The following is a 21,487-nucleotide window of genomic DNA, read 5'->3' on the forward strand; positions in this document are numbered from 1 at the left end:
CTTTCGGGACCGCCCTCTTTCGTCTCGGCTCTGGGCGAAGATCAGAAATTGAGCTTCGCGCCCACGGTGAAGCGGCGACCATAGATGTTGTCGCCGGCCTGGACCGGATTGTAGAGATACGCGCCATAGGTGACCGGATCGACGCCCGGCAGGCGATCGAACAGGTTGAGCACGTTCGCATAGATGGTGAACTTGTCCGCGATCTTGGCGGTCGCGTTCAGATCGAACGTGAAGTAGCTCTTCACGCGGCAGCCCGTGTACGCGGGCGACGGCGCCAGGCCGCAATCCTCATACGCATTGCCCTGGTCCATCGCCGACAGGTTGTAGCCCGACGTGTAGTTGGCGGTGCCGGTGAGCGAGTAGTTGCCGATCGCGAAGCTGTTCATCCAGCTGCCCCGCCAGCGGAAGGTGCCGGTGCCCGCCGTCAGGTTGAAGTTGCCGAGCGTGTCGACATAGGTCTGGCGCGTGCCGTCGGGCAGCGTGGTGCTGAGCTCGAGCATGAGCGTCGCGTCGAGATTGCTCGTCCAGGTCACGTCGCCGAAGCGGAAGCGCCCGTTCGCCGCGAAGTCGATGCCTTCCGCCTTTTGGGTGTTGGCGTTGACATAGTGCGACTGGACATAGGCCACGCGCGGCAGCGCCCCCGGATGGGCCGGATCCGCCGCGTCGGGGATGATCGTGTAGCCGGCCGGGATCGGATTGCCGGCATAATAGGCCTGGAGCGCCACTCCCGAGGAAAGCGACGTGATCGCGTCGGTCTTCTTGATGTTGAAATAGTCGACGCTCAGCGAGACGTTGCGGATCGGCTGGAAGACGGCGCCCAGCGTGATGCTGCGCGACTTCTCCGGCTTCAGGTCGGGCGAGGCGAGCGTGGTCTGGCCATAGCTCGCCGTCCGCAGATATTGCGGGCAGGCGGTGCTGAAGGTCGCGACCGAGCAGCCATATTGCGCCAGATACGCATCATTGAACAGGCCGGCCGAGTTGGTGACGTACCCCGTGGTCGGCAGCGCGTTCGCCTCGCCGAAGCTGGGGATGCGGAAACCGCGCGACCAGTTGCCGCGCAGCGTCAGCATCTCGAAGGGCTTGATCTTCGCGCCGACCTTCGGCGAGAAATTGCTCTGGCCGGTCGAATAATGGTCGTAGCGGCCCGACGCGTTGAGCTCGAGGAACTCGAACACCGGCACGCTCAGCTCGCCGAACGCCGAGGTGACCGTGCGGTGCCCCTCGGTGCCGAACGCGTTGATCGTGAAGTAACGCTGGGTCGGCCCGTTGATGTCGCTGTTCGCCGAGGGCGAATCGACCGCTTCGTAGAAGAGCGAGCCGCCCACCGCGAGCTGGACCGGGCCGCCCGGAAGCTGGAACAGCGCCTTGCTCACGCTCGCCTGGACCTGGTAGAGATCCGACGACGCATCGGTGTTGAGCGTCGGTGCCAGATAGTTCTGTATCGCAGCGCTGTTGGCCGAGGGATTGACGAAATTGTACGTGCCGTCGGCGATCACGTCGAGCAGGTGCTGGATATAGATATAGCCGTCGGACGTACGGCGCAGATCCGTGTGCATCGCCGTCGCATCGATCTTGTAGTTCCAGTCGTCGCCGAAGCTGCCGTTGATGCCCGCGGCGGCGCGATACACGCGGCTGCGGCTCTCGTCATAGCGCGTGATGTTGGGCATGCCGCCGATCAGCAGCGCCGTCTGGCCCGAAGCCGCGAACGGGTTGTTCGGGTTGAGCGTGCCGTTGGCCGCGGTGCAGTTCACGCGCGCGGCGCAGACATAGACCGGAAGCGTCAGCGCACCCGAACCCGGCGCGAAGCTCGGGCCGCTGCCGCGCGTCGAATAGGGGGGATAATAGATGCCCGCCGGCGCATTGGCGTAGATCGACGACGGCAGCCCCGAATATTGGCTGCGCGACTGCTGGAAGTTGAGCTCCAGATAAGCCTCGGTCGATTCGCCGAACGTCTTGGCGACATGCGCGGTGAAGCCGAAGCGATCGATCTCCGGCGCGACCACGCCGTAGCGGTTGGTCATGTCCTGCTGGCACATCGACGTGGGCACCAGGCCGCTGGCCGCCTGCTGGGCCGCCGTGGTCTGGATCAGCGTGCCATTGGCGCAACCGCTCCCGAGCAGCTGGTAGCGGCCGCCCGAGCCCGGCGCGACATAGAGGTTCGAGCCGGCGGCGGTGGTCCCGAAATTGTCGCCGTTGATCAGGTTGTTCGGCCCGCCGATCGCGGTCTGGTCGTCCGAGTTGAACGGACGGCGCAGGTCGCGGGTGCTGACCGCATCGGCGTGATAGTAGAAGCCGCTGATATAGGCGTTGAACCCGTCGCGATCGAGGTCGCCGGTGCCGGCGGTGACCGAGAAACGCTGGGTCGCCGCGATGCCGTCCTGCGAGACGCCGGCCTCGGCCCGGGCCGAGAGGCCGGTGAAGCTGCGCTTGGTGATGATGTTCACCACGCCCGCGATCGCATCGGCGCCGTAGCTCGACGAAGCGCCGTCCTTCAGCACTTCGACGCGGTCGACGATGTCGTCCGGAATGGTGTTGAGATCGACGAAGTTGCGAGTCGCGTCGTCGGCGAGCGGATAATAGGCCGCGCGCAGGCCGTCGAACAGCACCAGCGTAGAGTTGGTCGTCAGGCCGCGCAGCGAGATGCCCGACGCGCCGCCGGCGAACGCGCCATTGGCCGAGAAGCTGTTGGTGAGCGTGGGACCGTTATTCGCGGCAAGGCGCTGCAGGCCGTCCTGGACGGTGCTGATGCCGCGCTGATCGAGCGATTCGGCCGTGACGGTGGTCACCGGCGACGTCGTGACTCGAGTCGCGAACAGCGAGCCGGTGACGACGATCTCGGCGTCGTCGGCCGCCGGTGCGGCCTGGCTCTGGCTGGGCGTGGAGGCGGTGGTGGGAGGCGTGGAGGTGGGGGCGGTGTCCTGCGCGAAGGCGGGGACGACGAAGAGGCTGGTAGCCAGGGACAGCGCCGGGAGCGCGGTCCCCGCACGAAGCGTGCGAGCGAAATTACGCGTGAACATGATACCCTTTTCCTACCTGCCCCGCGCAAATGTCGCGCAGGGTGTGAGCCGACGCATGCCTGAACAACATGCGTTCGCATCGGGATGAGAGCGACGGATTCACGCGTAAAGCGCCGAAGAAACGGGCCGATCTTTTGCCTCAGGTCTGTATCCCGAAAGGCACGCATCTTTACTGATATGTGTCTGCCATTTTGCAAGACTGCAAAGTTATTACGAAACCTCTCAGATTACGGCCAGTTCGGAGGATCTTGCGGCCGGACCGGTGGATTCGTGGTCAGCCACGCTAGCCGAGTCGGCGGATCAGTTCCCGCGCCGCGGCGGGCGCCCGCACCTTGCCGCCATGGATGAAGAACAGGAAGGTTTCGCGCGGCGCCGCGGGCGGGTCCCGTTCCTCGACATAGGGCAGGCCTTCGGGCCGGCCGCCCGAAGCCCAGGTCCTGGCCGCGGCGGTCCAGCGCGGAAGATCGGCTTCGGGATAGCAGAAGGGATTGTCGTCCTCTCCCGCCTCGAGCCGGGCATAGACGAAGTCGCCGGTGACGTCGGCAATCGCGGGATATTGCGGCGAATCGGCATAGACGATCGCGACGCCGGCCTTGCGGCACAGCGCGACGAATTCGGGAACCGCGAAGCTCTCGTGGCGGACCTGCACGGCGTGGCGCAGCGTGACGCCCTCGTGCGTGCGCGGCAGCAGATCGAGAAAGGCGCCGAAATCGGCGGCGTCGAATTTCTTGGTGGCCATGAACTGCCACATCAGCGGCCCCAGCCGATCCCCCAGCGCGACCACGCCCTGGCCGACGAACTTCGCCACCGACTCGCCGGCATCGGCCAGCACCTTGCGATTGGTGCAGAAGCGCGAGCCCTTCACCGCGAAGACGAAGCCGTCGGGCACCGTCTTCGCCCAGCCCTCGAACGTCGCGGGCTTGAAGCTGGAATAATAGGTGCCGTTGATCTCGATCGCGGTCAGCTGGCGCGAGGCATATTCCAGCTCCTTCTTCTGGCTGAGCCCCTCCGGATAGAAGGTCCCGCGCCAGGGCTCGAAGGTCCAGCCGCCGATGCCGACTCGAATGGGTGCGTTGCTCATGCGCCCGACCCTAGCCGCTCCGCGCCGCGCCGCCAGCCCGAAGGCTGCGGCCAAACCCGGTCAGCGCACCCGCGACCAGGTCTGCGACTTGCAGATGATCCCGAACAGCACGCAGCCCCTGCCGACCATCTTGTCGCCGTCCTGGAACTGGAGCGTGCCCGAGAAGGTCTGGCGAAGGTCCGGCACGAAGACCTTGCCGCTCCACTTGCCGGGGCCGGTGGGCTTGAGATCGCGGAACAGATGCGTGCCGACCAGCTGCTCGGTGCCGCCGCTCCGCGCGTCGGCGATCGCCTCCTGGTTCGCCCAGGTGACCGTCCCGCAGATCGCGCCGCCGCATTGATCGATGCGGACATGGACGCTGTTGTCGGGATTGCGCCACACGCTGGCGATCGGCACGTCCGACGAAGCGCCCGCCGACGCAGGGGCGGCGAACACGGAAGAAAATGCGAGCGCGGGCAGAATCACCCGGAAGAACCTACCGAACATGGCGGCGCTTGTCAGGGTTGAAACCTGTACCCGCGCTGAAGTGAACGCCGGTGGGCAAGCGCGAACCTGCTTCATCGACGATGACCGAGGCGGTCCGGGTTTCCTGAAAATGCCGGAGATCCGGCAGGAAACGCTGGAGCGGGCGAAGGGATTCGAACCCTCGACCCCGACCTTGGCAAGGTCGTGCTCTACCCCTGAGCTACGCCCGCTCTGGCGTTCTGGCCCGGGCGATTGAGCGCACCGGGCGGGTGAGGCGCGGCCACTAGCACCGGCTTTGGGGGTCGGCAACCCCATGCACGCAACTTTTTTAGAGGCTTGGCGCATGACGCGCGAAAGCCCACATATCGCCGCGAAACCATAAAGCACTTTTCAGGAGCACCTGCCTTGGCCACGCTTGGACTCACCCCCGCGGAAAAGGATGCCGTCGACGCGTTCCGCCGCGACGTCGTCGAGCCCTCGATGACCAGCCTGGTCATCATCGATTTCTGGGCGGAATGGTGCGGCCCCTGCAAGGCGCTGGCACCCGTCCTCGAAAAGGTCGCGGCCGATTATGCCGGCAAGGGCGTCGTCCTCGCCAAGGTCGATGTCGATGCGAATCAGTTCATCGCCAACCAGTTCCAGGTCCGCTCGATCCCGACCGTCTATGCGATGTTCCAGGGCCAGCTGGTCGCCGACCTCAGCTCGGCACGCACCGAATCGCAGCTGCGCACGATGCTCGACCAGATCCTGCGCCAGCTTCCCGTGCAGAGCGCCGACGCGCAGGCGGAAGCCGAGCTGGAGCCGTTGATCGCGATGGGCGAGCAGGTGCTGGCCGAAGGCGATGCCGAACGCGCGCTCGCGATCTTCGAGCAGATCGCCGAAATGGCGCCCGAACATGGCGCGATCGCCGCCGCCCGCGCCCGCGCCCTGCTCGCACTGGGCCGGACCGACGAGGCCGAGGCCGTACTCGCGGCGCTGCCCGAAGATGCCCGGGGCGCCGAGATCGAGCAGGCGCGCGCCGCGATCGCGCTGGCGAAGGAAGCCCGGCCGGTCGAGGACCTGAGCGGCCTCGCCGCGCAGGCGGCGACCGGCGACATGGAGGCGCGCTACGAACTCGCCGGCGGCCAGATGGCGGCGGGCGACCGCGAGGCGGCGGCCGCGACGCTGCTCGGCATGATCCGCGACGATCGCGAATGGAACGAAGGCGCGGCGCGCCAGCGGCTGCTCAAGCTGTTCGAGGCAGCCGGGCTGGAGGATCCCTGGGTCGCGGCGCAGCGCCGCAAGCTGTCGGCGATCCTGTTCGGATGATTTCCGGCGGGACGCTCTCGCGCCTCTCGATATTCCCGCTGGGCGGCGCGCTGCTCTTCCCGCGCATGCATCTGCCGCTCCACATCTTCGAGCCGCGCTACCGGGCGATGGTCTCCGATGCGCTGGCACGCGACCGGCGGATCGGAATGATCCAGCCGCGCGGCCCGGGCGACTCGCCGTCCCTGTTCGAGATCGGCTGTGTCGGCCGCATCGCCGAAGTGGAGGCGCTCGACGACGGGCGCTTCGACATCGTGCTCGAGGGGCTGGCCCGTTTCGCCGTGGTGCGCGAGCTCGACGTCACGACGCCGTTCCGCCAGGTCGAGGCTGCGCTGGAGCAGGCGGGCGATGTCGAAGTGCTCGCCATGGCGGAGCGCGCCGCCCTCGAGATCGAATCGCGGCGATTCGCCGACGGGCTCGGCTATGCGGTCGACTGGGAGGCGGTGAGCCGGCTGGACGACGAATCGCTGGTCAACGGCATCGCCCAGATCGCACCGTTCGACGTCGCTTCGAAACAGGCGCTGCTCGAGGCCGATTCGCTGGCCGAGCGATCGGAGCTGATCGTCCAGCTGATGCAGTTCTTCGGTCGCCACGATGGCGACGAGGGGACGCTGCAATGAGCGGTGCCGAAACGCCGCTCAGCGGACGCTGGATCGGCATCTACAACTATCCTGACGATAGTCCCCCGGTGCCGTTTGACGCGGTGCTGTTCGAGAGCGGCGGCCGCATCTCTGGCACGATCGAGGAAGTCGATGAATATCTTGGCGACGAGCATCTCACCGCCACCGTGGACGGCAGCCGCGACGGCGAGGCGGTGCGCTTCGCCAAATTCTACGACAATGGCGACGAGAATTTCGACACGGTGCTGTATGACGGGACGGTCAAGGCCGAGGGCACCGAGATCCACGGCCGTTGGGAGATCCCCGGCATCTGGTCGGGCAGCTTCATCATGACTCGCGAGATCGGCGCCGAAACGGCGATCGCCGTCGAGCGCGGCGAAACGGTCCGCTAAGCCGTCATCCCCTGCAGCAGCTTCGGCACGTCGCCGCTCTCGCCCCGCGCCTCGGCCATGAACCAGTGCTTGAGCGGCGGCAACCGGTCGACCGCCGAAAGGCCGAAGCGACGGACCGCGCTCGCGGTCTTGCCGGGGATGCCGAACAGGCGAGTGAGCCCATCGGTCGCGGCGGCGACCATGAAGGTGTCGAGCCCGCGCCAGCGCTGATAGCGCGCGAGCAGCTGTGGGTCGCCCATGTCGAGGCCCAGCCTCTTGCCGTCCACCAGCACCTCGACCAGCGTGGCAACGTCGCGAAAGCCGACGTTCACGCCCTGCCCGGCGATCGGATGGATGCCGTGCGCCGCATCACCGACCAGCGCGAGCCGGTCGGCGGTGATCCAGGCGGCATGGTGGAAGCCGAGCGGATGGCTGAAGCGCGCAGTGAGCGGCCCGAGCTTGCCCAGGAACCCGCCCATGCGCTTCTCCGCCTCGGCCAGATAGGCGCGCTCGGAAATTTTCATCATGCCGGCGGCATCGCGGGCATTGACCGTCCACACCACGGCCGAGCGATGGCCATGCGCGTCGTCGAGCAGCGGCAGGATCGCGAACGGGCCGGTCGGATAGAAGATCTCGAAGGCGATGTTCTCGTGGCTGCGCGCATGGCCGAGCGTGGCGACCATGGCGGCATGGTCGTAGCTCCAGCGCGCCGTGTTGAGCCCGGCGGCCTCGCGCGTCGGCGAGTTGCGGCCCTCGGCGCCCACCAGCAGCTGGGCATGGACGATGGTGCCGTCGCTCAGCTGGGCGGATACGCCGAACTCGCCGCGTTCCACGCGGAGCGCGCGAGTCTGCATCCGCACATCCGCCAGCGGGGCGGCGACCGCGGCTTCGTAGAGCGCGGTACGCAGCACCCGGTTCTCGAACATGTGGCCGAGCGCCCCTTCGCCCTCGCCGGGCGCGAAATCGAGCTTGCCGGGATCGAGCCCGTCCGAGACGCGGATGCCCGCGATCGGGCAGCCCTTGCCCGCCAGGCGCGTCGCCACGCCGATCGCTTCGAACATGCGCATCGGCGCGCTGGCGATCGCCGAGGCGCGCCCGTCGTGCCGGGCGGCGAGGATCTGCGCCGGATCGGCGGGATCGACCACGATCGAGGAAATGCCGTGCGCATCGAGCGCGGCGGCCAGCGCCGAGCCGACCAGCCCGCCGCCGAGGATGAGGACATCTGCGCGATCCATGGGCGTGCCGTAGCGCGGGACGACGCCCCCGTCATCCCCGCCGATGCGACAGGCGGAAACGGCGGAACGTGCGGGGAACGCTTGACGCCGGAGTCCGCTCGGGCGATTAACCGCGTCGCACCCCTGAAAATCCGGAGGCTGGGCATGGCGTCCCGGGCACAAGCGCCGCTTTGGCGCGAAACCATGAAGGCCGGCGCGCGCCGCAGCGGCGCGGTGATCGGCGGAGCCGTCCTGTTCCTGGGCGTGCTCGCGCTCGGCGTGGCGCTGGGCAGCTATCAGCCGACCGATCCGTCGATGAACACTGCCGCGGCGGGCCCCGCACGCAACTGGATGGGTGAACCCGGCGCATGGATCGCCGACCTGCTCTATGCGCTGCTCGGCCCCGCTGTGTGGCTGTTCCTGCCGATCGGACTGATCGTCGCCTATCGCCTGCTCAAGGATCGCCCCGTCGGCAACTGGGGGCCGATGTCCCGCGGCGTCGCCATCGGCGTGGTCTTCATGGCGACCGCGCTCGCCTTCTTTTCCAGCGACGCGGTGCTGTCGCTGACCGGCGGCTGGGGCGGCGTGGTCGGACTCGGCATCGCCGGCCTGTTCAACTGGCTGATCGGCTTCACCGGCGATCCGACGATCGGCTGGTGGGCGGGGCGCGGCCTTGGCCTGGTCTGCGGGCTGATCGGCCTGTTCGTCTGGTGGCGCAGCCTCGATTTCTCGCTGCCCGAGCGCGTGAGCCTGCCGAGCATCCCGAACCTCAAGGGGCCGGGCAAGGCGCCCCTTCTCGGCGCGCCGGAGAAGGAGCCGCAGGCCGCGCCCGAGCCAAAGATCCGCGAGGGCCGCGAGCCGCGCAAGACGGTGGTGCCCGACAACCGCCCCGGCCCGGTAATCGCCGACCGCAACCTCACCCCCTCGCCCGCGCGGACCAAGCCGCCGACCCAGACCAGCCTCGACTTCAAGGACAGCTATCAGCTGCCCGGAATCGACCTGCTCAAGCCGCCGCCGGTCAACAAGAATGCCGGGATCGACAAGGCGGCGCTGGAGCGCAACGCACGGCTGCTCGAGAGCGTGCTCGACGATTTCAACGTCAAGGGCCAGATCGTCGAGGTGCGGCCGGGGCCGGTCGTGACCATGTACGAGCTCGAGCCGGCCGCGGGCATCAAGGCCAGCCGGGTGATCCAGCTTGCCGACGACGTCGCGCGCAACATGTCCGCCACTTCGGCGCGCATCGCCACCATCCCCGGGCGCAGCGTGATCGGCATCGAGCTGCCCAATGCGGCGCGCGAATCGGTCAACCTGCACGAACTGGTCGCCAGCCAGGCCTTCGAGGACCAGGGTGCGACGCTGCCGCTGGTGCTCGGCAAGAACATCGCGGGCGATCCGGTGATCGCCGACCTGGCGCCGATGCCGCACCTGCTCGTCGCCGGCACCACCGGCTCGGGCAAGTCGGTGGGGCTCAACTGCATGATCCTCTCGCTGCTCTACCGGCTCACGCCCGAGCAGTGCCGGATGATCATGATCGATCCCAAGATGCTCGAGCTGAGCATGTACAAGGACATCCCGCACCTGCTCGCCGACGTGGTGACCGAGCCGGCCAAGGCGGTGCGCGCGCTCAAATGGGCGGTCGAGCAGATGGAGGACCGCTACCGGATGATGGCGCATGCCAATGTCCGCAGCCTCGCCTCGTTCAACGACAAGGTGCGCCAGGCGAAGGCCAAGGGCCAGAAACTCGGCCGCAAGGTGCAGGTGGGCTACGACCCCGACACCGGCAAGCCGATCTACGAGGAAGAGGCGCTCGACCTCCAGCCGCTGCCGCAGATCGTGGTGATCGTCGACGAGCTGGCCGACCTGATGATGACCGCGGGCAAGGAAGTGGAGTTCCTGATCCAGCGGCTGGCGCAGAAGGCGCGCGCGGCGGGCATCCACCTGATCATGGCGACGCAGCGCCCCTCGGTCGACGTCATCACCGGCGTGATCAAGGCGAACCTGCCGACCCGCCTCTCCTTCTACGTCGCCAGCAAGATCGATTCGCGCACCATCCTGGGCGAGCAGGGCGCCGAGCAGCTGCTCGGCAAGGGCGACATGCTCTACATGCCCGGCGGCAAGCAGATCGTCCGCGTCCACGGCCCCTTCGTCAGCGACGACGAGGTGCAGGCGGTGGCCGATCACTGGCGCACCCAGGGTACGCCCGAATATATCTCCGCCGTCACCGAGGAGCCCGAGGATGGCGGGTTCAGCCTCGACGGCGCGCCGGAGGGCGACGATTCGCCGGAGGACCAGCTCTATCGCCGCGCGATCCAGCTGGTGGCGGAGAGCCAGAAGGCCTCGACCTCGTGGCTGCAACGCCAGCTCCGCGTCGGCTACAACAGCGCCGCCCGGCTGATCGAGCGCATGGAGAAGGACGAGCTCGTCTCGCGCCCCGACCATGTCGGCCGGCGGGAAGTGCTGATGGATACCGACGGCCGACAGCTCTAGGGGGATCGAATATCCCGCCTGGCGGGTTCAGGGGACATTCAAGCCCAAGCCTGCAGGCCATTCCGCCGCAATTTCGGAGAATCGACACGTGTTTGCACGGCCCCTCGCCTTCAGCCTCGCCCTTGCAGCGCCGGCCCTGGTCTCGGCCGCACCTGCGCCGGCCGATACGCTCGCCCAGGTGCAGCAGCATCTCGAAGCCGTGAGCTCGATGACCGCCGGCTTCGCCCAGACCGACCGCAACGGCCGCACGCTCACCGGCACGATGACGCTGAAGCGCCCCGGCAAGATCCGCTTCCAGTATCAGAAGGGCGTGCCCCAGCTGATCGTCGCCGACGGGCGCAGCCTCTATTTCATCGACTATCAGGTGCGCCAGGTCGAGCGCTGGCCGATCGGCAACTCGCCGCTTGCCGTGCTGCTCAACCCCAAAAAGGACATCGCCAGGTTCGCCAAGGTGATCCCCACCGCGAGCGACCAGCTCGTCTCGGTGGAAGTGCATGATTCGGATCACCCCGAATATGGCCGGATCACCCTGATCTTCCAGAAGAACGCCTCCGCGCCGGCCGGGCTGATGCTCCAGGGCTGGGTGGCACTCGATTCGCAGAACAACCGCACGACGATCCGCCTGTCGGACCAGGTGTTCAACACGAACGTGAGCGACGGAACGTTCCGCTGGAACGATCCCCGCCGCCAGGGCCCGCGCTGAAGCTGAACATCGTTCATGCTGGCGACAGGTTGCCAAGCCTAGAACCTGTCTTGCGGATGTGAGGGCGTACCCGGGATTTTCCCCCTGTTGCTCGGGATCTTCACTTCCCGCCTGCGTGACGAACGCTAGGTCGGCCCTCGCTCCATTGCCCCCGGAGCGGGGGCCTTTCCTTTCCTGCTTCGGGCCTCGGCGGCCTTTCCGCCGATGCTGCGCATCGCCGGAACGCTGGGCTGCTCCGCCCGCTCCCCGCCCGGCCTCCCATAATATGCCGGCGCTGGAAGGCCGGGTGGGGGAGCGGACTGGTGCGGAGGCGAAACACCTCCTAAATCCCGCCCGATGAAGATCGCTTCCTGGAACATCAACTCCGTCCGCTTCCGCATCGAGATCGTCGAGCAGTTCCTGCGCGAGGAGGCACCCGACATCCTCTGCCTCCAGGAAACCAAGGTGATCGACGGGGACTTCCCCGAGGGGCCGTTCCGCGCCCTGGGCTATGGCCATGTCATCAAGCATGGCCAGCGCATGCACCACGGCGTGGCGATCATTGCCAGGGTGCCGGTGGTGGAGGACGACCGGTTCGACTGGCAGGCCAATGGCGAGGCGCGCCATGTCGGCGTGCGCCTGCCGAACGGGGTGCGGCTCGAGAATGTCTATGTGCCCGCCGGCGGCGACGTGCCCGATCGCGAGGTGAACCCGAAATTCGGCCAGAAGCTCGATTTCCTCGAACGCATGATCGCCTGGTCCGAGGGGCTGGGCGTGCCCTCGATCCTGACCGGCGATTTCAACGTCGCGCCGCTGGAAAGCGACGTGTGGAGCCACAAGCAGCTCCTCGACGTGGTCAGCCATACGCCGATCGAAGTGGAGACCCTTGGCCGGCTGCAGGCGGCGAACGACTGGGTCGATCTCGGCCGCCATTTCATCCCCGCGCCGGCGCGCTACTATAGCTGGTGGAGCTACCGGGCGAAGGACTGGGCGGCGTCGGACCGCGGCCGCCGCCTCGATCACATGTGGGCGAGCCGCGACGTCGCCGCAAAGGCCGTGTCGCACAAGGTATGCGAGCCCTGTCGCTCCTGGCTCAAGCCCTCCGACCATGTGCCCATCGTGACCGAGTTCGACTTTTGAGCGCGCACGCAGCCGCCCGCGCCGTCGATGCGCTGCGCCGGGGCTGGCCCGTGGCGATCGGTGGCCTTGCGTTGCTCGCGGTGGAAACTGCCGATGCGCGCCGCCTCGCGGCATTCGACGAGGGCGGCCAGGCCGACCTGCTGCTCTCCGCCGGACGTGCGGCAACGCTGAAGCTCGCCAACCAGCGCGACGCGGCGACCCCGGATGCGCCGGTGCTGGTCCAACGCGCGCCCTGGCTCGACTTCGACATGGCGACTGCGCTCGCCGATCCGCAGTTCGATCTCGCCACGCCCCTGAAGGGCCCCTTCCGCGCGATTCCGCTGGCGGAGCCTGCGCTGGCCGCCGCAGCGCTGCGGCTGGCGCGCGTCGCTGGGCTGCTGCCGGCCTTTTTCGTGCGCCCGGCGGCCGGCGAGGAAGCGATCGCTCCCGCGGACATCGATGCGCATGAAGATGCCGACCGCCTCCGCATCGTCGCCCGCGCGCGGCTGCCGGTTGCCGATGCCGAGGATAGCGAGATCGTCGCCTTCCGCACCGACGAGATGCCCGGCGAGCATGTCGCGCTGCTGATCGGGGAACCGAACGGCCAGCCGCCGCTCGTCCGCTTGCACAGCGAATGCCTGACCGGGGACGTGCTGGGCAGCCTGAAATGCGATTGCGGGCCGCAGCTCCAGGCAGCGATCCGCGAGATCCGGCAGAGCGGCTGGGGCATATTGCTCTATCTGCGCCAGGAGGGGCGCGGGATCGGGCTGATCAACAAGCTGCGCGCCTATGCGCTGCAGGACCAGGGTTTCGACACGGTCGATGCCAATATGCGGCTGGGCTTCGCGATCGACGCACGCAACTTCGCCACCGCGGCGAAGATGCTGTCGCTGCTCGGCCAGCACCAGGTACGGCTGCTGACCAACAATCCCGACAAGGTGGCGGCGCTGGAAGCAGCGGGAATCCGGGTGGCCGAGCGCGTGCCGCACTTCCTGCCGCCCAATCCGCACAATGCGCGCTATCTCGCCACCAAGCGCGACCGGACGGGGCACCAGTTCTGAGGTATTTCCTCGATACCGAATTCAACGGCTTCGGCGGGCCGCTGATCTCGCTGGCGCTGGCGCCCGAGGATGGCAGCACGCCTTTCTACGAAGCGCTGCCCTGCCCCGATCCGACGCCCTGGGTGGCCGAGCATATCCTGCCGGTACTCGATACGGCGCCGATATCGCGGGCGGCAATGGGGCAGGCCTTCGCCGCCTATCTGGGCGGCGATCCCGATCCGCTGCTCGTCGCCGACTGGCCGGAGGACATCGCCCATGCCGCGCAGCTGCTTCGCGGCGCCAGGCCGTCGCCATCCGATCGACCGCATCCGCTTCGAGCTGTGCGACGCCTTCGGCTTCGACAGCGCGGCATCGAGCAGCCGGCCGCACAATGCGCTGGCCGACGCCATTGCGTTGCGGGACTATCTGCTCGCCCGGGGAGCCCGGGACTTCTAGCGCGGGGCGCAGCGGAAAGGGCGCGGGACCCTTGCCGCTCAGCCCAGGAGGCGCGCCACCTCGTCGAAATCGTGCGCGATCCGCTTCACGCCCAGCGCGCGGAGCCGCTCGGCATGGTCGGGTCCGCAGTGCGAGCCCGCACACAGGCCGATGACGTCGGCGCCCGAGGCGACCGCGCCCGTAACGCCGACCGGCGAGTCCTCCAGGATCACGCAGCGCTGGATCGGCACGCCGAGCGCGGCGGCGGCGTGGAGATAGAGATCGGGCGCCGGCTTGCCGCGGGCGACATGCTCATGGCCGCTATAGATATGGTCGCCGAACGCGGCACGGATGCCGAGATGCGCGAGGTGCCGGCTTATCCACCGGGTCGAGCTCGACGATGCGATCGCGCGGGGCAACCCGGCGGGCAGCGCCTCGACGAAACGAATCGCACCCGCGACGGCGGGCAGGCCCTCCGCCAGCACGCGCGCGTCCTCCTCGGAACGGGCCGTGTGGAAATCCTCGGGGATCGCGCGCCCGATCCAGCGCTCGATCGCGCCGAGGAAATCCGTGCCCGACAGCCCCATGAAGTTGGCCATCGAATCCTCGGGCGTGGTCGGATGGCCGATGCTGGTCAGATAGGCCGCGACCTGCCGGTTGCCGGCCGCTTCGCTCTCGAGCAGCACACCGTCGAAATCGAACAATATGGCATCATAGTTCATGCGCGCGCTCCGAACAGGGCAGTGCCGACGCGGACATGCGTCGCGCCGATCGTCACTGCCGTCTCGAAATCGCCCGACATGCCCATGGAGAGCCCGCCAAGGCCGTGATCGCGGGCGATGCTGGCGAGCAGGGCGAAATAGGGGGCGGGCTCGAGATCGAAGGGCGGCACGCACATCAGACCCTGGACGGGCAGATCGGCGGCGCGCGCCTCGCCGAGCAGGGCCGGCAGATCGGCCACGGCACAGCCGCCCTTCTGCGCCTCGTCGCCGATATTGACCTGCAGGAAGCAGGCGGGACGCTTGCCGGCCTTGTCCATCGCCCTGGCCAGCGCATGCACCAGCGAGGGGCGGTCGACCGAGTGGATCGCATCGAACAGGGCGATGGCGTCCTCGGCCTTGTTCGACTGGAGCTGGCCGACCAGGTGGAGTGCCACGCCCGGCGCCGCCTCGCGCAATGCCGGCCATTTGCCCTCGGCCTCCTGCACGCGATTCTCGCCGAACGCGCGCTGGCCGGCGCGGAGGAGCGGGCCGATCGCATCGGCATCGTGCGTCTTGGAGATGGCGATCAGCGTGACCGCGTCGGCTTCGCGCCCGGCGATCCTGGCGGCGCGCGCGATTCGGGCGCGCACATCGGCAAGGCGCTGGCTGGCTTCGTCTATCGGCATGGCTCGCGCTATAGGCAGGGCGATGCGCCGCCGCCACCCCCTCCCGCGCCTCTGGCTGATGACCGACGAACGCATGGGCGATGCCCTGTGGGATGCGCTGGAGCGGCTGCCGCGCGGCGGCGGGGTGGTGTTCCGGCACTATGGGCTGGCACCGGCCGAGCGCCGGGCGCTGTTCGCGAAGGTGCTGAAGGTGGCGCGCCGGCGGCGATTGGTGCTGATCCGCGCCGGTGCGCAGTCGATGCGCGGCGAATCGGGCGCGCATGGCGCATATGGGCCGGGCCTGCGCACCGCGCCGGCACATAGTCGCCGCGAGGCGATCGCCGCGCTACGGGCGGGCGCCCACGCCCTGTTCGTCTCGCCTGCCTTCCCCACCCGCTCCCATCCAGGCGCGCGGGCGCTGGGGCGGGTGCGCTTCGGCCAGTTGGTACAGGGGCTCGGCGTGCCGGTGATCGCATTGGGCGGGATGGACCCGCGCATGGCGGCAAGCCTCAGGCCGTTCGGGACATATGGCTGGGCGGCGATCGATGCCTGGACCGGGGCGAAGGGCTAGGTTGCAGCCCGTGCAAGCGGGGATCCAGGGCCAGGAGGTCGGTTGCGAAGCGCGCCTTGCCGTCTCCGGCAACCTCTTGCCCGGTGCCATCCCGGACCTTGGCCATGGCCGGGACAATGCAGCGCGCCCGGAATGGCGGAAACGTCGGTCGAGGTCAGATGCCGGGAGGAGCGGACGCGCCGTCAGAAGCGGAAAGCGGTGCCCACATAGACGGCCTGGCTGTCGCGCCGGCTCTCGTTGAGCTTGGGCAGGCGATCTTCCTCGCTGCGATAGCGCACGCCAGCGGTCACATCCAGGTTGCGAGTCAGCGAATAGCTGCCGCCGAGATCGATGGAATAGCTCGGCTTGTCGCCGATCAGCACCGGCGTATTGGCCAGCGGACGATCCGCCGAGGCACTCAGGCGGCCGCTCAGGCGCTTGCCGGTATAGCTGACGCCGATATCGGCGCGCTCACGGCTGCCGGGCTGGTCGACCAGCTCGACGCGCGTGACGTCGCCCGAGACGGCCAGGCGCTTCCAGCCGACCGAGACGCCGAGATTGTACGATATCGGCGCCAGATTGACCGGAGCCGCTGCCGCGACGGCAACGTCATGCGCCACGTCGCGACTGCGCACCGCGCGGCTCGAGCTGGCGCGAACCGCGACCGTGACGCCGCGGCTGCTACCGCGCGCTTCGGCCGGGGTGAATCGGAAGCTGCCCTCGGGCAGGCCCGAACGGGCAAGCACCGCTGCAAGCTTGGGATCGGCGGCCGCGGGCGTGAAAATGCCGATGCCGCCTCGGGCCGGCACGGCGGCGCGCTTGGCAGGGGCGACACGATCGACCCTGCTGGTCTGCGCCTGAATCGCCGGCGCGAGCAGGAGCCCGGCAGCGCAGAGCGCCCCCAGTGCAATTCCCGTCCTCGTCCGTCCGACTCGCATCGTCATGAATCCCTAGATGATGTCGCCTACCATGATTCGGAACCATGGTTCCACCGGTGGCACAAATTTCGTGACGGTGTTGCACCAGACCCACAGAATCTGCTTGCGATCCCTTTAACCAGCAGTGTTTCAAACGTGCGAATCGGAGCATGGCTTCCCGCCTTGCTCCCGCCACATGCGCCACTATAGATGCTCACCGACTTTTCTCGCCTGCTAGGAATGTGACGATGAACCGCCTGTTGCGCACCGCGATCCTGGGGTCGCTCGCTCTCTCGATCACCGCGTGCGGCGGTCACACCAAGCGTCCCGAGGCGGATCTCGCGGCCTCGAAGGTGACGACGATCGGCGTCAACTCCTATCTGTGGCGCGCCAGCCTCGACACGCTGAGCTTCATGCCGCTGCTCCAGACGGATTCGAACGGCGGCGTGATCGTGACCGACTGGTACGTGAACCCGAACGTGCAGACCGAGCGGATGAAGGTGACGGTGACGATCCTCGACCAGGATCTGCGCGCCGATGCGCTGCGCGTCGCCGCGCTGCGCGAAGTGAACCGGGGCGGCGCCTGGGTCGCCGCGCCGGTCCAGGCCGCGACGGTGCAGAAGCTCGAGGACATCATCCTCACCCGCGCCCGCGATCTGCGCCGCGCCGCCGTGGCCACCAACTGATCCCCTAGTGACGGTTCCAGCCTGCTCTCCCGTCCGGCGAAGCAGGCCGGCACCGCGAGAAGACAGCAGGAACTGATTTGTCTCGCTTCAACCCGTTGAAGGCGGACGCCGCATGGCAGAAGGTGTGGGAAGAGAACCGCACCTTCGCCGCGCGTGACGATTCGCCCAAGCCCAAGAGCTTCGTCCTTGAGATGTTCCCCTATCCTTCGGGGCGCATCCATATGGGTCATGTCCGCAACTATACGATGGGCGACGTGCTCGCGCGCTTCCGGCGGATGCAGGGCATGGAAGTGCTCCACCCGATGGGCTGGGACGCGTTCGGCATGCCGGCCGAGAATGCGGCGATGGAGAAGAAGGTCCATCCCGGCAACTGGACCCGCGCCAATATCGCGACGATGAAGGCGCAGCTGAAGCGGCTGGGCTTCGCGCTCGACTGGACTCGCGAACTCGCCACCTGCGAGCCCGATTATTATGGCCATGAGCAGGCCATCTTCCTCGATTTCTTCGAGAATGGCCTGGTCTATCGCAAGGAATCGGCGGTCAACTGGGACCCGGTCGACATGACCGTACTTGCCAACGAGCAGGTGATCGACGGGCGCGGCTGGCGCTCGGGCGCGCTGGTCGAGCGCAGGAAGCTCAGCCAGTGGTTCTTCAGGATCACGCAGTTCGCCGAGGATCTGCTGGAGGGCGTGCAGGCGCTCGAGCATTGGCCCGACAAGGTCAAGCTGATGCAGGAGAACTGGATCGGCAAATCCGAGGGCCTCCAGTTCGACTGGACGCTTTCGGACGGCGAGATATTGCCGGTATACACCACGCGCCCCGATACGATCTTCGGGGCGAGCTTCATTGCGGTGGCGGCAGACCATCCGATCGCCCGGAAACTGGCCGCTTCGGACGATAATGTCCGGGCATTCGTCGAACTGTGCAAACAGGGCGGCACTACCGCAGCCGAGCTGGAGACACAGGAGAAGCTGGGCTTCGATACCGGCCTCACCGCCACGCATCCCTTTGATTCGGCTTGGCAAGTTCCGGTCTACATCGCCAATTTCGTGCTGATGGACTATGGCACCGGCGCCGTGTTCGGCGTGCCGGCGCACGACCAGCGCGACTTCGAGTTCGCCACCAAATACCAGCTTCCGGTCCGCCGCGTCGTCTCCGAAGGCGACAAGACCGAACCCGAGTTCCGCGACGCCGAGGCCTATACCGGCCCAGGCACGCTGGTGAACTCGCACTTCCTCGACGGCATGGACGTCGCCGATGCCAAGCGCACGGTGATCCGGCGCGCCGAGGAAGGCGGCTGGGGCAAGGGCCAGACGGTGTGGCGCCTGCGCGACTGGGGCGTCAGCCGCCAGCGTTATTGGGGCACGCCGATCCCGATCATCCATTGCGAGCGCTGCGGCGTCGTTCCCGCCCCGCGCGAATCGCTGCCGATCGCCCTGCCCGAGGACGTCAGCTTCGACATCCCCGGCAACCCGCTCGACCGGCACCCGACCTGGAAGCATGTCGACTGCCCGAAATGCGGCGCCCCCGCGCGGCGCGAGACCGACACGCTCGATACCTTCGTCGATTCCTCCTGGTATTTCATCCGCTTCGCCAGCCAGCCCGCCGACAGGCCGTTCGACAAGGCCGTGGCCGAGCAATGGTTGCCCGTGGGCCAGTATATCGGCGGCGTCGAGCATGCGATCCTGCACCTGCTCTATGCCCGCTTCTTCACCCGGGCGCTGCGCCATATCGGCAAGCTCGACGTGACCGAGCCGTTCGCCGGCCTGTTCACCCAGGGCATGGTGACGCACGCCAGCTACTATCAGATGGAAGAACATGACGGGCTGGAGCGGAAGGCCTATTTCGAGCCTTCCCAGATCTCGCGACGCGGCGACGGCACTGCCTTCCTGACCGAAACCGGCGAGGACGTGATCGTCGGCCGCATCGAGAAGATGTCGAAGTCGAAGAAGAACACCGTCGACCCGACCGAGATCGTCGACCAATATGGCGCCGACGCCACGCGCTGGTTCATGCTTTCCGACAGCCCGCCCGAACGCGACCTCGAATGGAGCGAGAGCGGCATCGAAGGCGCCTGGCGCTTCGTCAATCGCCTGTGGCGCCTGTTCGAGAATCTCTCGGAGGCCGAAGCCGGCACCGGCCGCGATGTCGATCTCGACAAGCGCCTGCACCGCACCATCGCCGGCGTGGCCGAGGATGTGGAATCGCTGGCATTCAACAAGTCGGTCGCCAAGCTCTACGAGCTGGTCGGCGCGATCGAGAAGGCCCAGCCCTCGGCGTCGAGGACGGACGCGATCCGCACCCTGGCCCGCATCGTCGCGCCGATGGTGCCGCATATCGCCGAGGAAGCCTGGGCCGCCATGGGCAATCCGGGCCTGATCGCCGACGCCGAATGGCCCGCCGTGGATCCTGCCCTGCTCGTCGACGACGAAGTGACGATTGCCGTGCAGGTGAATGGCAAGCTGCGCGATACGCTGCTAATGCCGAAGGGCGCGGCCAAGGATGTGGTCGAAGCCGCGGCACTTGCCAGCGACAAGATCGTTCGATCGCTCGAAGGCAAGCAACCCAGGAAGGTGATCGTGGTGCCCGATCGTCTGGTGAACATCGTCGCATGAAGCGGGTAGCCCTACTCGTCGCCGCGACGCTCGCCCTGTCCGGCTGCGGCCTCCGCCCGCTCTATGGCGGCGGGCCCGACGGCGCGGTGCGCTCCACGCTCTCCGCGGTGGAAGTCGCGCCGATCAAGGGCCAGTCGGGCTGGCTGGTCGCCAATGCGCTCAAGGACCGGCTCGATCACAATGACGGCGCGGCGCGCTATCGGCTGGAAGTCACGCTCGACGACCAGATTGCCGGCCTGGGCGTGCGGCGCGACGATTCGGTGGCGCGCGAACGGCGGACGCTGCGGGCGCGCTACCAGCTTATCGATCTCTCGAACGGCAATGTCGTGCTCGACGCCACTGCCGGCTCGGACGCCGGCATCGACGTGGTCGGCAGCGAATATGCCACGATCGCGGCCGAGAAGAGCGCGCTCGAGCGGCTTTCGGGCATCGTCGCCGACCAGATCGTCGCACGCGTCGCCCGCTTTGCGCAGAACGCGCCCGGGACGGGCAGCCAGTGAAGGCCAACGCGACGCAGATTCGCGCCGCGATCGAGAAGCTCAACCCCGATACGCGGCTCTATCTGTTCCACGGCCCCGATGAAGCCGGCGCCGCCGATCTCGCCGCGAAGCTCGGCAAGGTGCTGGGACCGGAAGCCGAACGCATCGACCTGGACATGAAGGCGCTGCGCGAGCAGCCCGGCCGGCTCGCCGACGAGGCGGCATCCCTCTCGCTGTTCGGCGGCACCCGCTATGTCCGCGTGCTGGGCGTCGAGGAAGGCGCGGCGGAAGCGATCGGGCTGCTGCTGAACGCCGAGCGCGCCGGCAATCCGGTGGTGGCGATCGGCCCGGGGCTGAAGGCAAGCGGCAAGCTGGTGAAGTCGGTGATCGCCGCGCAGAATGCCTATGCCCATGCCTGTTATGTGCCCGAGGGCATCGACGCCACGCGCCTCGCGGCCAATGTCGCGCGCGAACATGGCCTTCGGCTCACCGGCGACGTGCCGCAGCGGCTCGCGACGGCCACTGCGGGCGACCGGGCGATCCTTGCGCGCGAGATCGAGAAGCTGGCGCTCTATCTCGACGCGGCGCCCGACCGGCCCAGGGACGCCGATGGCGCGGCGCTCGACGCGATCGGCGCCGATCTGGGCGATTCGGACCTGAGCGATGCGATCACCGCCGTGGTGGATGGGCGTCTCGGCGATATCGGCACCGAGCTCGCCCGGCTGGGCGAAGGCATCGGCGTGCCGCTGATGCGCCAGCTCGCCCGGCGGCTGCAATCCATGGCCGAGATGCGGATCGACCTGGATCGCGGTGGCGACATGGACGAAGTGCTTGAGAAGCACCGCGTCTTCTTCCGCGAGAAAGCGGCGACCGGCCGCGCGCTGCGCCGCTGGAACGGCACCCAGCTCGCGCGCGCGATCGATCGGGTGCGCGAGGCCGAGCGGGCGATGATGCATTCGGGCAGCGCCGGCGAAGTGCTGGCGGATGCCGAGGCCGTGACGATCGCCCGCCAGGCGGCACGGGCCAAGGGCTGAGGCC

The 21,487-nt window shown here is 67.8% G+C and carries 20 protein-coding genes and 1 tRNA gene; 13 read left to right on the top strand and 8 right to left on the bottom strand.

Features of this window, described 5'->3' with window-relative positions; translation table 11 throughout:
- Positions 1-41: 41 nt before the first annotated feature.
- The 4 genes from FHR20_RS12990 to FHR20_RS13005 form a co-directional block, all read right to left on the bottom strand.
- Positions 42-3,017 carry a TonB-dependent receptor domain-containing protein gene (locus FHR20_RS12990; protein WP_167300031.1) on the bottom strand — a complete coding sequence of 992 codons (2,976 nt, stop codon included), beginning with the start codon at positions 3,015-3,017 and terminating at the stop codon, positions 42-44.
- 283 nt (positions 3,018-3,300) lie between these two features.
- Positions 3,301-4,098 carry a DUF72 domain-containing protein gene (locus FHR20_RS12995; protein ID WP_167300032.1) on the bottom strand — a complete coding sequence of 266 codons (798 nt, stop codon included), beginning with the start codon at positions 4,096-4,098 and terminating at the stop codon, positions 3,301-3,303.
- Positions 4,099-4,158: 60 nt separating this feature from the next.
- The gene (locus FHR20_RS13000; RefSeq protein WP_167300033.1) at positions 4,159-4,584 is read right to left on the bottom strand and encodes a DUF2147 domain-containing protein; all 426 of its coding nucleotides are present in this window, start codon (positions 4,582-4,584) and stop codon (positions 4,159-4,161) included.
- A 134-nt stretch (positions 4,585-4,718) separates the two neighbouring features.
- Positions 4,719-4,793, bottom strand: a tRNA-Gly gene (locus FHR20_RS13005).
- A 175-nt stretch (positions 4,794-4,968) separates the two neighbouring features.
- On the opposite strand from FHR20_RS13005, the gene FHR20_RS13010 reads away from it, so the two are divergent.
- Genes FHR20_RS13010 through FHR20_RS13020 form a run of 3 tightly spaced genes read left to right on the top strand, consistent with a single transcriptional unit; the run spans position 4,969 to position 6,880 of the window.
- On the top strand, positions 4,969-5,871 hold the full coding sequence (locus tag FHR20_RS13010) for a tetratricopeptide repeat protein (RefSeq protein WP_167300034.1): 903 nt from the start codon (positions 4,969-4,971) through the stop codon (positions 5,869-5,871).
- Positions 5,868-6,488 carry an LON peptidase substrate-binding domain-containing protein gene (locus FHR20_RS13015; RefSeq protein ID WP_167300035.1) on the top strand — a complete coding sequence of 207 codons (621 nt, stop codon included), beginning with the start codon at positions 5,868-5,870 and terminating at the stop codon, positions 6,486-6,488. Before FHR20_RS13010 ends, FHR20_RS13015 begins: the two co-directional genes overlap by 4 nt.
- A complete protein-coding gene (locus FHR20_RS13020) occupies positions 6,485-6,880 on the top strand; it encodes a hypothetical protein (RefSeq protein ID WP_167300036.1) in 396 nt (131 codons plus the stop codon). The genes FHR20_RS13015 and FHR20_RS13020 overlap by 4 nt, the downstream gene beginning before the upstream one ends.
- On the opposite strand, the gene FHR20_RS13025 is transcribed toward FHR20_RS13020, so the two are convergent.
- Positions 6,877-8,094 carry an FAD-dependent monooxygenase gene (locus FHR20_RS13025; protein WP_167300037.1) on the bottom strand — a complete coding sequence of 406 codons (1,218 nt, stop codon included), beginning with the start codon at positions 8,092-8,094 and terminating at the stop codon, positions 6,877-6,879. The genes FHR20_RS13020 and FHR20_RS13025 overlap by 4 nt on opposite strands.
- A 144-nt stretch (positions 8,095-8,238) precedes the next feature.
- Here FHR20_RS13025 and FHR20_RS13030 point away from each other — a divergent pair, with 144 nt between their 5' ends.
- The 5 genes from FHR20_RS13030 to FHR20_RS22870 all read left to right on the top strand — a co-directional run bounded on the left by FHR20_RS13030 (position 8,239) and on the right by FHR20_RS22870 (position 13,857).
- Positions 8,239-10,560, top strand: coding sequence for a DNA translocase FtsK (locus FHR20_RS13030; RefSeq protein WP_167300038.1), 2,322 nt, complete (start codon positions 8,239-8,241; stop codon positions 10,558-10,560).
- Between the two features lie 88 nt (positions 10,561-10,648).
- Positions 10,649-11,263, top strand: a complete 615-nt coding sequence (locus tag FHR20_RS13035) for an outer-membrane lipoprotein carrier protein LolA (protein WP_167300039.1) — start codon at positions 10,649-10,651, stop codon at positions 11,261-11,263.
- 336 nt (positions 11,264-11,599) lie between these two features.
- A complete protein-coding gene (locus FHR20_RS13040; protein WP_167300040.1) occupies positions 11,600-12,382 on the top strand; it encodes an exodeoxyribonuclease III in 783 nt (260 codons plus the stop codon).
- A complete protein-coding gene (gene ribA, locus FHR20_RS13045; protein WP_243857310.1) occupies positions 12,379-13,422 on the top strand; it encodes a GTP cyclohydrolase II in 1,044 nt (347 codons plus the stop codon). The genes FHR20_RS13040 and ribA overlap by 4 nt, the downstream gene beginning before the upstream one ends.
- A gap of 255 nt (positions 13,423-13,677) precedes the next feature.
- Positions 13,678-13,857, top strand: a complete 180-nt coding sequence (locus FHR20_RS22870; protein ID WP_243857311.1) for a hypothetical protein — start codon at positions 13,678-13,680, stop codon at positions 13,855-13,857.
- Positions 13,858-13,895: 38 nt separating this feature from the next.
- Here the strand turns inward: FHR20_RS22870 and FHR20_RS13055 are convergent, their stop codons facing one another.
- The gene (locus FHR20_RS13055; RefSeq protein WP_167300042.1) at positions 13,896-14,558 is read right to left on the bottom strand and encodes an HAD family hydrolase; all 663 of its coding nucleotides are present in this window, start codon (positions 14,556-14,558) and stop codon (positions 13,896-13,898) included.
- A complete protein-coding gene (locus FHR20_RS13060; RefSeq protein ID WP_167300043.1) occupies positions 14,555-15,223 on the bottom strand; it encodes a YggS family pyridoxal phosphate-dependent enzyme in 669 nt (222 codons plus the stop codon). Before FHR20_RS13060 ends, FHR20_RS13055 begins: the two co-directional genes overlap by 4 nt.
- Before the next feature lie 22 nt (positions 15,224-15,245).
- Between FHR20_RS13060 and FHR20_RS13065 the strand changes: the two genes are divergently transcribed.
- Positions 15,246-15,773 (top strand): thiamine phosphate synthase, encoded by a 528-nt coding sequence (locus FHR20_RS13065; protein ID WP_167300044.1) that lies wholly within the window; start codon positions 15,246-15,248, stop codon positions 15,771-15,773.
- Between the two features lie 182 nt (positions 15,774-15,955).
- Here FHR20_RS13065 and FHR20_RS13070 read toward each other — a convergent pair whose 3' ends face one another.
- The gene (locus FHR20_RS13070; RefSeq protein ID WP_167300045.1) at positions 15,956-16,690 is read right to left on the bottom strand and encodes a hypothetical protein; all 735 of its coding nucleotides are present in this window, start codon (positions 16,688-16,690) and stop codon (positions 15,956-15,958) included.
- 227 nt (positions 16,691-16,917) lie between these two features.
- On the opposite strand from FHR20_RS13070, the gene FHR20_RS13075 reads away from it, so the two are divergent.
- The 4 genes from FHR20_RS13075 (at position 16,918) to holA (ending at position 21,483) form a co-directional block, all read left to right on the top strand.
- Positions 16,918-17,355 carry a DUF3576 domain-containing protein gene (locus FHR20_RS13075; RefSeq protein ID WP_086127797.1) on the top strand — a complete coding sequence of 146 codons (438 nt, stop codon included), beginning with the start codon at positions 16,918-16,920 and terminating at the stop codon, positions 17,353-17,355.
- A 77-nt stretch (positions 17,356-17,432) separates the two neighbouring features.
- On the top strand, positions 17,433-19,970 hold the full coding sequence (gene leuS / locus FHR20_RS13080; protein WP_167300046.1) for a leucine--tRNA ligase: 2,538 nt from the start codon (positions 17,433-17,435) through the stop codon (positions 19,968-19,970).
- Positions 19,967-20,470, top strand: coding sequence for an LPS assembly lipoprotein LptE (gene lptE / locus FHR20_RS13085; protein WP_167300047.1), 504 nt, complete (start codon positions 19,967-19,969; stop codon positions 20,468-20,470). Before leuS ends, lptE begins: the two co-directional genes overlap by 4 nt.
- Positions 20,467-21,483 (top strand): DNA polymerase III subunit delta, encoded by a 1,017-nt coding sequence (gene holA, locus FHR20_RS13090; RefSeq protein WP_167300048.1) that lies wholly within the window; start codon positions 20,467-20,469, stop codon positions 21,481-21,483. Before lptE ends, holA begins: the two co-directional genes overlap by 4 nt.
- Positions 21,484-21,487: the final 4 nt, after the last annotated feature.

This window comes from Sphingomonas leidyi (assembly GCF_011761945.1).
In the GTDB taxonomy this organism is placed as follows: domain Bacteria; phylum Pseudomonadota; class Alphaproteobacteria; order Sphingomonadales; family Sphingomonadaceae; genus Sphingomonas; species Sphingomonas leidyi.

Excerpts from the sequence above, each read along its gene's own strand:
- FHR20_RS12990 (WP_167300031.1), bottom strand. The coding sequence starts at position 3,017 with ATGTTCACGCGTAATTTCGCTCGCACGCTTCGTGCGGGGACCGCGCTC.
- FHR20_RS12995 (WP_167300032.1), bottom strand. The coding sequence starts at position 4,098 with ATGAGCAACGCACCCATTCGAGTCGGCATCGGCGGCTGGACCTTCGAG.
- FHR20_RS13000 (WP_167300033.1), bottom strand. The coding sequence starts at position 4,584 with ATGTTCGGTAGGTTCTTCCGGGTGATTCTGCCCGCGCTCGCATTTTCT.
- FHR20_RS13015 (WP_167300035.1), top strand. The coding sequence starts at position 5,868 with ATGATTTCCGGCGGGACGCTCTCGCGCCTCTCGATATTCCCGCTGGGC.
- FHR20_RS13020 (WP_167300036.1), top strand. The coding sequence starts at position 6,485 with ATGAGCGGTGCCGAAACGCCGCTCAGCGGACGCTGGATCGGCATCTAC.
- FHR20_RS13025 (WP_167300037.1), bottom strand. The coding sequence starts at position 8,094 with ATGGATCGCGCAGATGTCCTCATCCTCGGCGGCGGGCTGGTCGGCTCG.
- FHR20_RS13030 (WP_167300038.1), top strand. The coding sequence starts at position 8,239 with ATGGCGTCCCGGGCACAAGCGCCGCTTTGGCGCGAAACCATGAAGGCC.
- FHR20_RS13040 (WP_167300040.1), top strand. The coding sequence starts at position 11,600 with ATGAAGATCGCTTCCTGGAACATCAACTCCGTCCGCTTCCGCATCGAG.
- FHR20_RS22870 (WP_243857311.1), top strand. The coding sequence starts at position 13,678 with ATGCCGCGCAGCTGCTTCGCGGCGCCAGGCCGTCGCCATCCGATCGAC.
- FHR20_RS13055 (WP_167300042.1), bottom strand. The coding sequence starts at position 14,558 with ATGAACTATGATGCCATATTGTTCGATTTCGACGGTGTGCTGCTCGAG.
- FHR20_RS13060 (WP_167300043.1), bottom strand. The coding sequence starts at position 15,223 with ATGCCGATAGACGAAGCCAGCCAGCGCCTTGCCGATGTGCGCGCCCGA.
- FHR20_RS13065 (WP_167300044.1), top strand. The coding sequence starts at position 15,246 with ATGCGCCGCCGCCACCCCCTCCCGCGCCTCTGGCTGATGACCGACGAA.
- FHR20_RS13070 (WP_167300045.1), bottom strand. The coding sequence starts at position 16,690 with ATGCGAGTCGGACGGACGAGGACGGGAATTGCACTGGGGGCGCTCTGC.
- FHR20_RS13075 (WP_086127797.1), top strand. The coding sequence starts at position 16,918 with ATGAACCGCCTGTTGCGCACCGCGATCCTGGGGTCGCTCGCTCTCTCG.
- lptE (WP_167300047.1), top strand. The coding sequence starts at position 19,967 with ATGAAGCGGGTAGCCCTACTCGTCGCCGCGACGCTCGCCCTGTCCGGC.